Raw genomic sequence first — 14,598 nt, 5'->3', positions numbered from 1 at the left:
GGGCGACCTTGCTGGGGAGTCCCGCCGCCGCGGCGTTGCTAGTGGTTCTTGGCCCAGTGGGCGTATTCCTGACGGACGTAGCCGCGCGGGTCGGCGGCGGTGGCCGGGTGCTCCGGCCAGTACGGGGCGCCGTGGTAGTCGCCCTCGCCCTCCCGGTCGTGCTCGATGAGCCGATGCGCCGCTTCGGTGGCCGCCTCCACCGAGTCGCCGCGGAGGCCGTCCTCCTCGTCCCGAAGCGCGATGCGGTCCAGCAGCGCGGCTTTGCGAAGCCAGAACTCCCGCCCCAGGTGCTCGCCGAGTGGCTTGTCGGCGGCCGTCTGGGCAGCCCATCCGATCTCGCGGACGATGCTCGGGGCGAGCGCGTACGCCTCGTTCGACGTGGGCCACGGCCCGGGCTCGGGGCGGTGGTCGGCGGTGACGTACAGGCGGATGCGCTCGCCGTCGCGGGTGGGGTACCGGCGGACGGTGCCGGCGGTGAACGCGCCGCCGAGTGCGGCGGTGATCCGGTCGGTGTCGGCCGGGTCGCAGATGACGCGGATCTCGAACACATCTCTCCTCTCGGGGGATTCAGCCGTGGAAGTGGCTGCGCTTGATGACGGCCTTGCGGATGTGGACGGTGCTGCCGCGGGCGCCGGCGACGGCGCGGATGGGGGCGCGCCAGGCGAGCACGGCGAGCGCGATCCAGAGCAGGGCGCCGGAGCCGAGTCCGGCGATGGCGTTGACGGCCTCGCCGATGCCGTATCCGATGCCGGCGGACAGGACGCCGCCGCCGATCCCGGCGCCGATCAAGCGCTGGGCAATGGGGTCCAGCAGGGGTAACGGGGTGAGGTCGCGCGGCTCGGGGCGGACCATCGGGGGTGGGGCGAGGTGCTTGGGCATGGGGACCATGCGCCCGTAGGCGTCGGGCACCCACACCACCGGCCCGCGCTCTGCGGCCAGTTCGACCACGGCCGGGGCGGGCGCGTACGGCTCAGTGGGCACGTCACGCATCAGCGCGGGCAAGGTGGGTTCGTTCACGGCGGTGCTCCTCACAGGTGCGGTATGGCGTGGACGACGGCGGCGGCGAGCTGGTTGATAGGGCCGGCAGCGCCTGTGGAGGCGAGGAAGAAGCCGAACCCGGCGGCGGTGAACGCGGCGCCGTAGCCGAGGGACTTGGAGCGCAGCAGGAAGAAGAGGACGAGTCCGAACAGGGCCACAAGCGAGATGGAGACGGCCACGCGCGGAACCTCCCTTCGGATGGTGTGGGTGGGTGGTCAGTGGGTGCCTTCGCGGTAGATCCGCTGGGCGCGGTTGAAGAGCCAGCGGCCGACGCGTATGCGTTTGCCCGTGGCCTTGCAGCGGCGGCAGCTCTTGCCGCGCTTGGGCCGTCCCTTGCGGTCGATGTCCATGGCGAAGCCGAAGCCGTTGCACTTGCGGCAGGTGCCGAACGGGCTGGCCGCGCACATTCCGACATAACCCAGAGTGACAGCGAGCAGGCATGCGATAGCAAGGCTGATGAGGGGCATCTGCGGCCCTTCCAGTCGGTTTCCGGGGTTTTCGCAGGTGGGGTGCTATGCACTAGACCGCAGATCAAGTGCTGTACGGGGTGCTAGCGGGGGTGCTACCGGTAGCAGGACGAGGTGCTACCGGTAGCACCGTGCGCGGTTAGGCGACGCCTCGATTTTCGTCACGCTCCGCAATTGCCTTTGTGAGGTCGGTGCGAGCGATGCCTCGGCGGGTGGTGCGGGTTCCGTCGTCGGTGGTGCCGGCCACGTCGCGGGTCTTGATGCCGTGCGGCTTGAGCGCGCTGGTGACGTTCTCGCCCTTCCAGCCGCCGTAGACCTCCGGCCGCAGTTCGGCGAGCCGGGCGGCGATCCGCTCGTTCCACACCCGCTCTTCTGACGGCGGCACGACCGCCGCGACGTCGGCGAGCAGGTCGTACGACGGGCCGGCCGTGGCCGCGGGGTCCTCTCCGAGCGCGTGGCCGGTCAGGGTTCCCTCGGCCTTGCGCAGGGCGTGGGCGCGCTGGGCGATGGCGTGGGTGGCGTTGTCGTCCAGGTAGGCGGTGCGCACCACGACCGGCAGCGCGGTGGCTCCGGCGAGGTAGCCGTTACCGGCGTCGATCTCGGGGCGGAAGGAGGTGGCGCGCACGCCGTTCTTGTATGCCGACGTGCCGAGGATCATGTCGTTCTCGACCTGCCCGGCGACCTTGAGGGCGAAGCGGATCGAGACGTTGCCGCTGATGCCGGTCGGGAGTGAGTCCTTGTCCGGGCGCTGGGTGGCCAGGATGAGGATGACACCGAGGGCGCGACCGAGCTTGATGATGAACTCGGCGTCATCACCTGCCTGTTTGCCGTACTTGGGGTGGCCGAACAGGTTCTGGCACTCGTCGAACACGCCAACCAGCGGCCACAGCTTGAGCGAGCGCTTGTCGGCGATCTGCCGGGTGATGCGCTTGTCCGGGCACAGGTCCCGCGGCAGCTTCTTGATGGCCGCAGCGCGGCGCATGACCTCCTCACGCAGCAGCTTGAGGGAGTCGGCCGCGTACTTGATCGAGTCGTCGTCGATACCGGAGACGAACCGGTGCGAGACGCATTCGAGGGAGTCCAGGTCGCCGGTGCCCTTGTTCTCGTGCAGCCACAGTTCCACGGACGGGTCCAGGGCGGCGCCGCAGGCCAGCACGCGCACGGAGGCCGTCTTGCCCTGGCCGGGCAGGGAGCCGATCAGGATGTTGTGCTGGATCATCGGCACGGACTGAGCGCGGCCGCGCGGGTCGATGCCGAACGGGTTCCGCTTGAAGATGTCGTGCCGGCGGGCGTTGGCGAGCTGCCACTTGACCATGCCGGTCTTGGACAGGTCGCGGTCCCCGACCCACAGGATGAGACGCCCCTCGTGCTCGCTGGGGTCGGCGTCGGGCCATACGCAGCCGAGAGGGCGGCGCAGGCCGGAGGCGAGTCGGGCGCGCCGGTCGGCCACGTCGGCGACGGTCACCCCGAGCGGCAGGTCGATGTCCGCGCGCCAGCCCGGACCCTCGCGGGTGATCGGGGCGACGAACTTGATGCCGTCCTGGCCCTTGGCCACAGCACTGGCGATCTGACCGATGCCGATGGAGGCCATGGCCTTGACCACGATGTCGCTGGTCAGTTTCTGTACCTCGGTCTTGATGATCGCGCGGGTGGCCAGCGGGGCATCCGCCGGCGCGCCCAACCAGCCCAGCGTGAGCACGGTGAGCACGGTGGCGACGACCTGTGTGCGCGGCTCGGCTCCGTAGACCAGGAAGAGGCTCATGCCCAGGACGAACAGGGCCCCGAGGACGGTCAGGATCATCCGCAGCCGTACCCGGCGGTCGCGCTGCCGCGACAGCTTCAGGTACAACTCGGAGTTCTCCCGCCGCGCCTCTGCCTGCCGCAGCGGCTCGCCCTCGGCGTCTACCGCCCACCGGCTGATCCTGCCGAGGGTGTTGGTGAGGCCGCGCGGGGAGCGCCAGATGAGCTTGGGCACGTACAGGAACGGCACGCGGACCGCGTGGAAGGCCATGGTGTGCCAGACGTGCCCGGCCAGCCACCGCATCGCCTCGGCGAACTCCGGGCCCGCCTTCACCCATGCCGGGAGAACGTCCAGCCGCTTGGCGTCACGGACGCGGTCGATCAGACCGGGGCCCGACTGAGTCGGCGTCTGACGGTCGACCGGGGTCGGGCCGGAGTCGTCCGACTCCCCCATCTTCGGGTCGGCCGACTCGGTCGGCTGTGCGTCGCCCGACCGGTCGGGCGCGCGGTCGGCCGACTCCGTACGGGCCGACCGAGCCTTGTCCAGGTCGACCACGGCGCCGTCCGAGTCGTTGGCCATCTCGGCTTCCAGCCGGTTGAAGAGTTCGTTGTCGTCGTCGGGATGCTTCACTGAGGGTTCCTTCTCTCAGAGGGATGCGGGGCCCGGCCGCTGCTTTGGTCGGTTGAGACCGGGCCCCGTTCGGTCAGGCGGCGCGCTGTTCCTCGGGATGGGCGCAGAGCAGGCACACTCCGAGCGAGGTCGGGATGCAGTAGCTGTAGGTGATCCGGCACTGCGGGCAGGTGCGGCGGGCGAGCATCGCCAGGGCGAGCGCGCCCCACTTGCGGGAGGTCATCGGCCGGACCGGCTTCGCGCGGTCGACGCGGTAGAGGTAGGCGACCTGTACCCCGGCCTTACGGCCCCGGTGGCGGCGCAGCACCTGCGCGGCGACCGGCTGTCCGCCGGGGCGCAGCCCGCGGGCACGCAGCTGGCGGCGGGTGGCGTAGCCGTCCGGAGCGAACCTCCACGGGAAGGTGGGGACCCCGAACCGGGAGCCGGAAGGGTCGAAGTACTTGCCGTAGGCGGACATCAGGCGGCCACCCCCACCGCGGGCGCATCGCTCCGGGCTCCGGCGCGGCCGGCGCGCCGGCCGATGACCGTGGCGAACAGCCGCCCCAGCACCGCCCGGCGGGTTCCCGCGCGCCCTTGCTTGGCCGCGTACATCGCCTCGTCGGCCCGCCGCAACAGCGCGGACAGGTCGTCGCCGGGGAAGTCGGCGGCGCGCACCCAGCCCAGCGAAACGGTGGTGTGGACGGTCGAGTCCTGGCCGTCGACCGGCCGGGCGAGCACGCCGTGCAGCGCGGCGAGCGTGTCGGCGGCAGTTCCGTGGTCGTCGATCAGGACGGCGGCGAACTCATCACCCCCGAGCCGCCCGACTACCCCGGAGCGGCCGACGTGACGGGCGAGGCGGTCCGCGGTCGCCTTCAGCAGCACGTCCCCGGCCGCGTGGCCGAAGGCGTCGTTGATCTGCTTGAAACGGTCGACATCGGCCAGCACCACGACCGCGCGAGGGTCCCGCAGCACAGCGGTGGCACAGCGGGTGAATGCCTCGCGCGTCCGTAACCCGGTCAGCGGGTCCCGGCGGGCGACGTTCAGGCGCCGCCGCAGCCACAGCGTGTGGGCCATCCAGCCGGAGGCGACCGGAGCCGCCGCGGCCACCATGGTCAACCAGGTGTTCATGCCGCCGCCTCCTCGGTCCCCTCGTCTTCGCCGTCGACGGAGCGCAGGCGCCGCCCCTCGGCCCGCTCGTTCAGCAGCAGGTCGCGCAGCACACGGGAGTTGGCAGCCGAGCAGTGCAGCGTGGTCCGGATGGCTTCTGCGTTGATCGCGTCATCGGCCCAGTCGGCTGTGGCCTCGCGGGCCTCGGCGAGCAGTTCCGCCGGGGTCCGGGGCGTCTTGCCGGTCTTGGCCTTGCTCTTGCTGCTGGCCGGGCGCTTGCGCTGTGTCTTGGGCGCCTCGAGCTTCGGCTTCTCCGTCTGCTGCGGCGGCACGGCCGGGGTGTCTTCGCTCGCCGGGGCCAGCTCGCCCAGCTTCAGGAGCACGCGTTCCGGGCGCGGCGTCTTCGACCGCCACCGCCGCCCGTGCCGCTCGCGTAGCCGGGCGCGGGCCAACTGCCGCTCACGCTCCCGCTTCAGCGCCTCCGAGTAGGACGTGATCTCCCAGAGCGTCATCCGCCGCCACAGGGCGAACGTCGACAGCGGGGCGAGCATCCAGCGGGAGACCCGTACCTTCTCCATCCGCCGGCCGGTCGCGGCGCCGATCCGTACGGCGTAGACGTGGGCGCCGATCTCGGAGAACACCACCCACAGCAGCGGCATCGTGCCGTGTGCCACCTTCGCCCACAGTGAGTGCCCGGCCGCGACGTTCAGCCCGCAGGTGACGAGCGTCAGCGCCCATGGCACGAACCGCACCCACGCCAACGCCATGTCCATCCGGATCAACAGCAGGTTGGCCACGGTGAACACCGGAATGGCCACGTCGATCCCGACGGGCAGCATCCACGGCTCACCGAACCCCCAGCGGGCAGCGGCAGCGGAGACGGCGTCGAATGAGGCGATGAGCCCCAGGGCGCCGACTCCGGACGCGGCGAGTGCGCCCAGCCCGGCCAGTCCCATCTCCGGTTTCGTCAGCGGCGGCACCGCCGGCAGGTTGGTGACCTCAGTCGCGGTGGTCATGCCGTGTCCCCCTCCTCCGAAGCCCGGAGCTGGGCTTCCATGAGTTCGGCTTCCACATCGTTGACCTGACCGTCGAGGATCCGCTGATAGACGGCCTCGCTCTCCAGGAACATGCGGTCCTGGTAGTTGGTGCTGTCGCTCATGCCGCCGCTCCCTTCCGGGGAGGCCGGCGGCGCCTGGGCGGACGCGCCAGCGGAACGACGTTGAACAGCTCGGGGGCATGTACCTCGATCACCTCAGCGGCGATGCGGGCCACCTCGTCCGGCAAGCTGCGGTACTCGAGGTCGGCGAGGATGTCGCGCGCCGCATCCAGACGAGCCGCGCGCTCTTCTTCCGTCTCGCCCTCAGCGCCGAGCCACAGCTCAACCGGCGTACCGAGGGCAAGTTCCACGAAGTCCTCTGCGGAGACGGCCTGTTGATGGCCGATGTACGTGCGCATGGACGTTCTCCTGAGTCGAATGAGCAGGGAGAACCACGACGTCGGGCGACCTTGCTGGGGAGTCCCAGCGCCGCGGTTTTTTCAGATTGACCTAGGTCAATCTGTGTGTCAAGGAGGTTCGAAGGAAGAGCAGAGATTGACCTAGGTCCGGCTACTCTCGGATCCATGGAGCAGAGCCCAGAAGCGCCCAAGCGCACGCCCGCGGCCAAAGAGATCGCCGCGGAATTCCGCGAGAAGATCGCGGGTCCGAACCGCGAGTACGCTCCGGGAGACCAGCTCCCTGCGGCTCGCAAGCTCGCCAAAGACCTGGGCGTCCAACTCATGACCGTGCAGAGCGCGTACGGCCAGCTCCGCGACGAAGGGTTGGTTCTCACCCAGCAGGGCCGCGGAACGTTCGTCCGTGACCCATCGATGCCCCTCGGCACCGAGCCGGGAAGTAGCCCCGCCTTCACAGCGCTGGCTGCGGAGCTCAGCTCGATTCATGACGCTCTCCGTATGCTTGGTGAGCGACTGGATCGCCTCGAACGGCTCGTAGGCGACGAGACTCCGCCCTCGCCGTGAGTTCGTCCGCACGCCTCAGCAACCGTTCAGCCGTGGCGCGGGCCTCGCTCAAACTCGCTTCGACCAAGGCAAGTTCCGCGGGAGCCAGACCTCCCAACTCGCCCCTTCGATCGTTGATCCCTGACATGCCAACGAGCATGCGGCCGGAAACGGAAGAGGACCCGGACAGACTGTCCGGGTCCTCTTTCTTTGCAGATCAGCTCAGTTGACGGCTCGTCACCGAGAGGCCTCCTCGGCAGCATCCAGCACTGTCCCCCATGGGAGTTCGCGCCCTGCCGGTGCTTCCCGCGGCTCGTATAGTGGCCAGACATCCGGGCCGTAGACGACGTGCACTCCCCCAGCCCGAAGGGTGTCGATGTGACCTTGCCATGCGGGATGGCGAGCATGCGCCGCGTTCACCCGAGGGAAGACCACAACCGCCAGACCACGAGTGCCGATGGCCTCGCCGACCTGAGTAAGCGCCTGGTTATCCATGAGGCCGGTTGCGAGCTTGGCAACCATGTTGGCCGAGGCAGGCGCGACAACGTAGCAGTCAACCGGTGGATGCGGCTGGGCCTCTCCAGGGAGACGCGGTTCATCACGTACGGGCAGACCGGTGAGCTTCTCCAGCTGCTCAACCTCCCCGCTTCTCCGCAGCCACCTACCAGCGGTCGGCGTGAGCGTGACCGCCACCTGCCATCCACGGTCAATCGCGGGCTCGACAAGACCGGTACGCAGCGTCTCTACGCCTCCGGCCGCCGACCCGACGACACCGAGCACTCCGCGCTTGCCTGAACTCACTGCACCGCCCTGCACCGCTGAGCCATCACGAACACCTCGGACGAACGCGAGCCACCAGTCACAGGAGACTGCTTGACCAGATCACGCAGCGTCTCGCGCACCCTCGGATTGTTGCGTACGAGCTGCGGCGATGTCCGCTCGGCAGTGCGCAGCTCTGCGAACGCTTCATCCCCCTGTCCAGCGAGGGACAGGGCGCGGGCGAAGTCGATTCGGTGCGAGACGCTGCGCTCCTGCGGCATGTGGTCGACGTTGATCCGGCCGTGTTCCACCACGTACGAGACGTTGTCGAGGTCCAGCTCAATGGACAGGCGATGGAGCAACACGTTCGTCGGCCCGAATCCGGTCTGCCAGTAGTTCTCGTCGGACCCGAGGTCATTCGCGAGTTCTTCAGCACGCCCCAACAGCGCCGTTGCGGTAGGCCGATCTTGATGCCGGGCTGCCGCGACAGCGGCCCGCAGGTGGATCATGCCCAGCAGGCTGAGCGCCGCAGGGTCGCTGTCGGTCACCTGAGCAAAAAGCCACGCAGCTGCTGTGTCCCCCAGCTCCAGCGCATCGACATAGCGCCCGTTGGCGAGCAAGGCATGCGTGCCGGATCGTGCAGCCGACGCCAACACGAGCGGGTCATCCGACTCGTCAGCGGCTCGCATGGCGCGCTCTGCGGCAAGCCAAGAGATGTCAGACTCGCCGATCTTCGCGAGAGTCGTAGCCGCGAGGTGGTGCGTACGGGCCGACACTGCCCAGCAGGCGCTCCGGTCACCCCCGCGGCGCGCCGCTCGATCCTCCAGTTCCTGTGCGGTCTGGAGAAGCGCCGGCAGCGCTGCAATCACACTGCCGAGTCGCCCATCCTGATAGTCGTTCCACGCCTGCTCGACACGTACGGCCACAAGGGCCGGTGTCGGGAGCTGGGCCTCAGCCTCGGGACCAAAGAGCAGACGCGACAGCCGGCGCGGGCTCATGAGTGCATCACGTACGGCGGGGACGTCGTCCTGCTGTCGCTCGTCTTCCATGAGCACGGTCTGACCGAGGAGGTCCCCGAGGGACACGCGCAGGGTGCGCGACAGCTCGGCGAGCATGTCAATACGGGGTGGATTTCGGCGTCCCGTCTCGATCTTCGCGAGCCAGTCAGTGCTACGACCGACCAGGCCGGCCAGCACCTCTTGCGTGTAGCCACGGCGCTTCCGATAGAACGCGATGCGCTCACCGATGCTGAGGTGATCTCCAAGACCACGCATGGGGCGTTGCCTCCCGCTGCTGAGTAGGGGCGTCTTTCACGGTACCGACGTGGCGGAGAACGGGTAAGCGGGCTCAGCTCGTACCGCCGTAGCCAGGGTGGGGCACTGAAAAGGAGGAGACCCGGACGGATTGTCCGGGTCCCGAGCGAATCCACATAAGGTGTCCCGACAGTCCGGCTGTCCGCCAATGGGCTCTCACCTGCAGAAACGGGCCGGACAGCTCAAAATGCCGGTGTCCGGGCTGTCCGGGCAAGACGGCTGCAACACCCCGGCAGTGTTGCAGCCCGTCGGCGGAGCCGATCTCTTCGATGGACGCAGGAGCCGGAGGCGACTTCCGATCTGGCCCGCCTCGCAAGGGACGAGTAGCCGACACGGACTTTCCGCACCTCGATCAAGGCAGCTCGCTCCGCTCACCGCGCGCGGCCCAGCCCCTGGCTGTGCCTGCGCTCGTGCCTGCACCCCGCTCCAGCCCGGCCGGCTGCCGGCACCCATACCGCGCGCACAGGCCGCCTGGCGTCAGAGAAGGGCACGCCGAAGCTTACTGAGCCATGATCACTCGCGCCAAAGCCGATCCACCGCCCGCTTTTCAGGGGCGCTGTCCGAGTCGCAACGGATGAGCAAATTTAGCCCTGCCTCTGGGAACCCAGGTCATATGCCCGCGATGCCCTCGTTCCAAAATTCCCCACTGGATCTCCCTGACACCTTCTCTTAGGCTAGAAGCGAAGGGAACTACCACGATCCCATTAACTCGGGTCTGGATCCAAACGGATACCTCCGAGTTTGGCGGCAACTCACCCTTCCGCACATCCGTACAGGCTTCCAAATATTTAATAGCTCGCGCAACTTTCGCGCTGGACCCTACCCTTACATGAGCGTGTCGCATCGCCAATTCATCCCCGCCGCAACGCAAGGGTATTACTACACTGCCGTCAACAACTGGATAGTCCTGTCCCAACAGAGGAAGAACCGTGCCTCCGCGATTCAACGCATCCTGACCAAGCTCGTCCAACAGGACGCTAGCCAGGGCTGCTGGATAGAGGCTGTCCGATCCACTGCTCGTGAGTGCCGTGATTTCACTCCGTACGCGACGATGCGCACGTCGAAAAAGGTTGGGAAATTCATGAACGAAGCTTCGCGGGAAGGTCGAGGAGCTTGCATTTTCCGAGGTAGCCAAGTCACTTACTGAGCGCTGATCGACCTTCAATCCCAGAATTTCATTCGCCTCAGCGAGTAGCTGACTGGGGGTCAGCATGTAAAGGTCTACGCCTGCCTGCTGGCGCAACTCTAGTTCGAGTTCCTTTCGGGGACGTGCCGGAATATCTCCGTCGCGCCGAACCCACCAATCCTCTTTGATATCCCCGGTAACGAGCAGGACATTTTGACAGCGCTCTGCGGCTTCGCGAAGCAACTGTACCCAGAGGATGTAATCACCTGCGGCCCGCTCAGCTTCCTTAGACCGAAAGTCAGCGTATCCGGGAGGTATCTCACGGTCTGCGCGGCGCTGCGCTTCCTGCACGGCCTCGTTGAACTCCTCTGACGACAGGGGGTCACCAATTCTTCCACGCAATAGACCTTCGAGATCTTTGAGAATTGGATCAGTATGGGTAGTTGCCGTACCTTCGACTGCATCCATTTCCGCTTGCTCACGAATTAGTGACTTAACTCCTTCGAGCACCCCGTTCAGTGAGCTCTTAGCAGACTCGATCCGTCGACGCACCTCTTCATCACTATTGAGATGAACGTCTTTGAGCCATCTATCCAGTGCGTCTTTAATTGATCGCGAGGATTTATCCAAAGATGCGCTTGCTTCTTGGGCCTTGGTGCGGTGATGTCCCCGGACTGACGGGAGGCTGCGATTTCTCCAGAATTCAGTCAATACCTGATGCGGGATCCATAGACGTTCCTGCAGCCTGCCGAGTACCGAAAGCGTATCTCTCCTCGTCCGCTCATTAGATCGATAAAGGTTAAGTAATACATTAGCGTCAAGCACGATCAAGCAGGAAGCGAAAATACGCTCATAGTCGGATCGGGTAAGCGTTCGGTAGGCTTCCTCACAATCGAAAATTCCGCGCTTCGACGTGTGACCGGTCCCCTCGAGTCCATTCTCAGGCTCCACAACTTCCCTTCCCCCATGATCCACGTCAACGTCCCTAGATCCTTTGATGTTTCATCAGGAGAGTGAGATTACGTCACCATCTGGAAGCCTGCCTCCGTTTACGATTGAGCCGAACCAACTGACCGGACGCGTTCCTGTGCCGAAGTTGGCTTCCCCGCCATCGAAGCCCGCATGCGGCTGCAAGCCCCGCATTCGATCCACGGGAAAGTTAGTCGAACCACGTCGACAGCAGGCCCGCGACGGTTGCGCAGATCAGGCCGATGGAAGCAAGAACGGCGGGGGCTGTGACCTCCGGTGCTTGCTCAAGGCTTACCAGCTCAATGCGCTCTCGAATATGGAGGAGGTCCCCCATGGTGCTCTCACTGGGCACTTCCTGTTCCAGCCTGCTCCCGCGCTCTTCCTCCGAGAGCCCAGGGTCTCCCATGATCTCTTCGTACCTGCGGAGCTTGCGCCTGAGGTGCTCTCTCCGGCCGTCAACTCGCCGCCACAGTAGCCACACCCCCAGCGCCGGCAGTGCGCCGCTGGCTACTGTCAGGATGGTGATCGCCAGTTTCACTCCTGCACTATGCGGTGCACACCAAGTGGCAGGGAAGCCGTTGGAACGTACTCGTGTACCTCGCCGTTGCGCTGCAGTGACTGTTGAACTGCGGCGCAACGCCGACGGACAGCGGCGGACACGCACGGACGCCTGCAGACCATCAGCGCAGGTGACAAGCACGCCAGCCCAAGGTAGGGCACCCGGCCAAGTTACTTCGGGACGAAGATGTCGTAGGTTCAAGTCCCGCCACCCCGACAGTGACGTACCAGGGCAGTGGCCTTCGCGAATCCCGTCCTCCAGCTGACCAGGAACACCATGCCCAGCCGCCTCAAAGCCCATTAGGATCACGACCATGGCAGGTCATCACTCAGCGCGTCCCCACGACCACGTACGTGCCCTGGCCCAGCGGGTACGAGCGTTGCGGGAGGCCCGCGAGTGGACGCGTGAACGGCTTGCCAAGGAGGCGGGCCTCGCCGTTGGGACGATTGCCCGTCTGGAGAGCGAGGGCGCGATCCAGCCAAGCTTCCTCACCGTTGGAGCGGTTGCCGAGGCTCTTGAGGTCTCCCTCGATGAGCTTTTCCGGGAGACCAAGGTGACTCCCGGCCTTTGGTCCGCTGGCTACGAGGGCCGGGACATCGACTCCTTCGTCGCCTCGCTCCTCGACAGTCATATCGATGTCGTGGCGGACGTACGGCTTACGCCGATCAGCCGCAAGAAGGGCTTCAGCAAGACCCGCCTCGGGGAGGCACTTGCCGAGGCCGGCATCGAGTACACGCACCTACGTGGCCTGGGAAATCCCAAGGACAACCGGGCACCGTTCTGGGAGGGCCGCCTCGACGTCGGCCGGGCCCGGTTCCGTGGGGTGATGCAGTCCGAGGAGGCACAGACCGATCTTGAGCGCCTCGCCGAGCATGCCCGCCGGTCCCGGGTTGCGGTGCTGTGCTTCGAGAAGGACGAGAGTCGCTGCCACCGGAAGGTCGTTCTGGACACAGTCCGCAAACGGGCTGCGGTGCCCGTAATTCCCCTGGCCTGACTTCATCCCTCGCCCCTGTACGCGCTCTTGCCGGTGGCGCATGCCTCTTCTCCAATCGGATCTGGAGATCAGTGGAGGGGGCAACCATGGGATCGAGAGCTTGGCAGCGCGCACAGATCATGATCACGGTCAAGACCTATCCGGAACTGTCCGCGAAGTACCACGAGACCAGCTGCGTGGCTGGCATACGGCTCGACCAGGGGGCGCCCCAGCATGTGCGGCTCTTCCCAGTTCCGTTCCGGCTACTGAACGAGGAAAGCCAGTTCGCCAAGTACTCAATCGTCGAGGTCGACGTGCAGCGGCACCATGGGGACCGCCGTCCCGAGAGCTTGCGTCCCAATCTGCAGACTCTCAAGGTCATCGAGCGCCTCGGGACAGCAGACGGCTGGCGCCAACGCTTCTCACATGTTCGGCCCCTCGTGGCGTCGTCCCTCTGCTGCATAAAGCGGGACCAGGAGGTGCGGGGCACGTCGCTCGGAGTCTTCCGCCCAGCGGAGTTCACTGGCTTCCGCCTTGCTCCTGCCGAGCCCTGGCCCGCTTCCAAGGCGGCCCTGGCGGATCAGTTGGATCTACTCGCGCAGGACCTCCGCCAGCTGGAGTGGGTGCCCCTTGAGTTCCGGTACAGCTTCCGCTGTGCGGATCAGGAGTGCGGCGGTCACGACATGGGCCTGAGGGACTGGGAGGCGGGCGAGTCGTACCGCAAGTTCCTTCGTCAGTACGGGAAGGACGCCGTGGAGGAGAAGCTTCGCGAGCGCTGGTTCGATCGGATGGTCACTCCGGAGAAGGCCGTGCACTGCTTCGTCGGAAACGTCGCGGCTCGCCCCAAGACGTTTCTGTTGCTGGGCCTGTTCTACCCGCGACGGGATGTCGTCGAGAACTTCCAGGAGAGTCTGTTCGACCTGTGAGTCCCGTCTGTCGCATGCACCCCGAAGGCGCCGAACTTCCGAAAGAAGCGCCACGTCACGCCGCTCTCCGGTGCTCTGTCCCAGCGCCTTCCAAGCGCTTGGCCTGGCTCAACTCAGGTGCTGCACCAGAGACCCTGAGAATGCCCTGACGTCACGGTGGTTGGAACGGCGGCTTCTCGCGGAAGTGGTCTGGCACCGCCTCAGGTACAGACAGGGCAAGCTTCGGGACGATGCGCGACACACCTCCGACACAGTCTGTGTCGCTGATCCCCTTTGATGGGCTCCACCGCAGGTCAGAGAGCTATACGGAGTAATCGACGCAATCACTCCGGAACCGTGTGCCTCCGTGGCGGTTGTTCTTCGACCCGGTGGAACTCGTTGCCAGGCGAACGACCACCGGGCCAACCGCCCACGGTTCGCAGCCCGATGCAGGAGCATGTGAGTCATGAACCTCCTGTGGACCCTCCTGGTGGCCACCATCACCGCCCTGGTCACCGCCGTCACGGTGGGCCTGGTCGCCACTCCAAGGCTGGACGCCCGCAAGAAGCGGATCGGTGAGGCCCATGCCGCCCGCGATACCTTCGGGACCCACTTGATGACGGTCCTGGCGACCTGCACACTCCTGGAGCAGACCCCCGTGGACAACCCCGACTGGACGCCCACCCTGCGGGACCGGGTGAAGGGAGAGCGGGAGCGGTGGCTGCAGCAGCTCGACGACGCCACACGATGGATGGTCGACAATGTCTTCACGTACGCCGGTAGTTGGCCCTTGCAGAGGCACAAGGACTTCGCCGTTGCCTATGCAGCCAACGCCCGGGGTGTGGTGCTATCGGAGCGGGACGAGGCTGTCAAACGAGAGCTGCTGATCGCGCTGACCACTCCGGTGCAGCGCCACTTCTTCGCATTCTGGTGGACCCGAGCCCGTTACTACACGGCCGACCAACGGCTGTTCGCCGAGACGGTTGCCTGCCTCGCGGCGGAGGCATCCCAGAGTTGACCGAAGTGCGAGACGCCGA

General features: G+C 66.4%; 18 protein-coding genes. 4 read left to right on the top strand and 14 right to left on the bottom strand.

The window, feature by feature from the left end; genetic code table 11:
• Positions 1–38: 38 nt before the first annotated feature.
• The 10 genes from ACF1A5_RS12670 to ACF1A5_RS12625 all read right to left on the bottom strand — a co-directional run bounded on the left by ACF1A5_RS12670 (position 39) and on the right by ACF1A5_RS12625 (position 6,417).
• On the bottom strand, positions 39–548 hold the full coding sequence (locus ACF1A5_RS12670) for a hypothetical protein (RefSeq protein ID WP_392192843.1): 510 nt from the start codon (positions 546–548) through the stop codon (positions 39–41).
• Between the two features lie 19 nt (positions 549–567).
• Positions 568–1,017 (bottom strand): hypothetical protein, encoded by a 450-nt coding sequence (locus ACF1A5_RS12665; RefSeq protein WP_392192842.1) that lies wholly within the window; start codon positions 1,015–1,017, stop codon positions 568–570.
• A gap of 11 nt (positions 1,018–1,028) precedes the next feature.
• Positions 1,029–1,217, bottom strand: a complete 189-nt coding sequence (locus tag ACF1A5_RS12660; protein WP_392192841.1) for a hypothetical protein — start codon at positions 1,215–1,217, stop codon at positions 1,029–1,031.
• A gap of 36 nt (positions 1,218–1,253) precedes the next feature.
• On the bottom strand, positions 1,254–1,505 hold the full coding sequence (locus ACF1A5_RS12655; protein ID WP_392192840.1) for a hypothetical protein: 252 nt from the start codon (positions 1,503–1,505) through the stop codon (positions 1,254–1,256).
• A gap of 139 nt (positions 1,506–1,644) precedes the next feature.
• Positions 1,645–3,876 carry an FtsK/SpoIIIE domain-containing protein gene (locus ACF1A5_RS12650; RefSeq protein ID WP_392192839.1) on the bottom strand — a complete coding sequence of 744 codons (2,232 nt, stop codon included), beginning with the start codon at positions 3,874–3,876 and terminating at the stop codon, positions 1,645–1,647.
• A 73-nt stretch (positions 3,877–3,949) separates the two neighbouring features.
• Positions 3,950–4,333, bottom strand: a complete 384-nt coding sequence (locus ACF1A5_RS12645) for an RRQRL motif-containing zinc-binding protein (RefSeq protein ID WP_392192838.1) — start codon at positions 4,331–4,333, stop codon at positions 3,950–3,952.
• Entirely contained in the window at positions 4,333–4,983 is a 651-nt protein-coding gene (locus tag ACF1A5_RS12640; protein WP_392192837.1) for a GGDEF domain-containing protein, read from the bottom strand. The genes ACF1A5_RS12645 and ACF1A5_RS12640 overlap by 1 nt, the downstream gene beginning before the upstream one ends.
• Positions 4,980–5,978, bottom strand: a complete 999-nt coding sequence (locus tag ACF1A5_RS12635) for a DUF2637 domain-containing protein (protein ID WP_392192836.1) — start codon at positions 5,976–5,978, stop codon at positions 4,980–4,982. Before ACF1A5_RS12635 ends, ACF1A5_RS12640 begins: the two co-directional genes overlap by 4 nt.
• The gene (locus tag ACF1A5_RS12630) at positions 5,975–6,121 is read right to left on the bottom strand and encodes a hypothetical protein (RefSeq protein WP_392192835.1); all 147 of its coding nucleotides are present in this window, start codon (positions 6,119–6,121) and stop codon (positions 5,975–5,977) included. The genes ACF1A5_RS12635 and ACF1A5_RS12630 overlap by 4 nt, the downstream gene beginning before the upstream one ends.
• Complete coding sequence (locus ACF1A5_RS12625) at positions 6,118–6,417, bottom strand: hypothetical protein (RefSeq protein WP_392192834.1); 300 nt, start codon at positions 6,415–6,417, stop codon at positions 6,118–6,120. Before ACF1A5_RS12625 ends, ACF1A5_RS12630 begins: the two co-directional genes overlap by 4 nt.
• A gap of 165 nt (positions 6,418–6,582) precedes the next feature.
• On the opposite strand from ACF1A5_RS12625, the gene ACF1A5_RS12620 reads away from it, so the two are divergent.
• Complete coding sequence (locus ACF1A5_RS12620; protein WP_392192833.1) at positions 6,583–6,978, top strand: GntR family transcriptional regulator; 396 nt, start codon at positions 6,583–6,585, stop codon at positions 6,976–6,978.
• A gap of 216 nt (positions 6,979–7,194) precedes the next feature.
• On the opposite strand, the gene ACF1A5_RS12615 is transcribed toward ACF1A5_RS12620, so the two are convergent.
• The 4 genes from ACF1A5_RS12615 to ACF1A5_RS12600 form a co-directional block, all read right to left on the bottom strand.
• On the bottom strand, positions 7,195–7,737 hold the full coding sequence (locus ACF1A5_RS12615; RefSeq protein WP_392193116.1) for a flavoprotein: 543 nt from the start codon (positions 7,735–7,737) through the stop codon (positions 7,195–7,197).
• Positions 7,738–7,754: 17 nt separating this feature from the next.
• Positions 7,755–8,990 (bottom strand): helix-turn-helix domain-containing protein, encoded by a 1,236-nt coding sequence (locus ACF1A5_RS12610; RefSeq protein ID WP_392192832.1) that lies wholly within the window; start codon positions 8,988–8,990, stop codon positions 7,755–7,757.
• Between the two features lie 586 nt (positions 8,991–9,576).
• Positions 9,577–10,980 carry a PIN-like domain-containing protein gene (locus ACF1A5_RS12605; RefSeq protein WP_392193115.1) on the bottom strand — a complete coding sequence of 468 codons (1,404 nt, stop codon included), beginning with the start codon at positions 10,978–10,980 and terminating at the stop codon, positions 9,577–9,579.
• 334 nt (positions 10,981–11,314) lie between these two features.
• Positions 11,315–11,662: a hypothetical protein gene (locus tag ACF1A5_RS12600; protein ID WP_392192831.1), complete on the bottom strand. Its 348-nt coding sequence runs from the start codon at positions 11,660–11,662 to the stop codon at positions 11,315–11,317.
• A 334-nt stretch (positions 11,663–11,996) separates the two neighbouring features.
• On the opposite strand from ACF1A5_RS12600, the gene ACF1A5_RS12595 reads away from it, so the two are divergent.
• The 3 genes from ACF1A5_RS12595 (at position 11,997) to ACF1A5_RS12585 (ending at position 14,579) form a co-directional block, all read left to right on the top strand.
• Positions 11,997–12,677, top strand: coding sequence for a DUF488 family protein (locus tag ACF1A5_RS12595; protein WP_392192830.1), 681 nt, complete (start codon positions 11,997–11,999; stop codon positions 12,675–12,677).
• Positions 12,678–12,763: 86 nt separating this feature from the next.
• Positions 12,764–13,582 (top strand): hypothetical protein, encoded by an 819-nt coding sequence (locus ACF1A5_RS12590; protein ID WP_392192829.1) that lies wholly within the window; start codon positions 12,764–12,766, stop codon positions 13,580–13,582.
• A gap of 445 nt (positions 13,583–14,027) precedes the next feature.
• Entirely contained in the window at positions 14,028–14,579 is a 552-nt protein-coding gene (locus ACF1A5_RS12585; RefSeq protein ID WP_392192828.1) for a hypothetical protein, read from the top strand.
• Positions 14,580–14,598: the final 19 nt, after the last annotated feature.

This window comes from Streptomyces sp. NPDC014864 (genome assembly GCF_043081525.1).
In the GTDB taxonomy this organism is placed as follows: Bacteria; Actinomycetota; Actinomycetes; order Streptomycetales; family Streptomycetaceae; genus Streptomyces.
The sequence above is the reverse complement of the archived record's forward strand: the minus strand, read 5'-3'. Positions and strand labels throughout refer to the sequence as shown.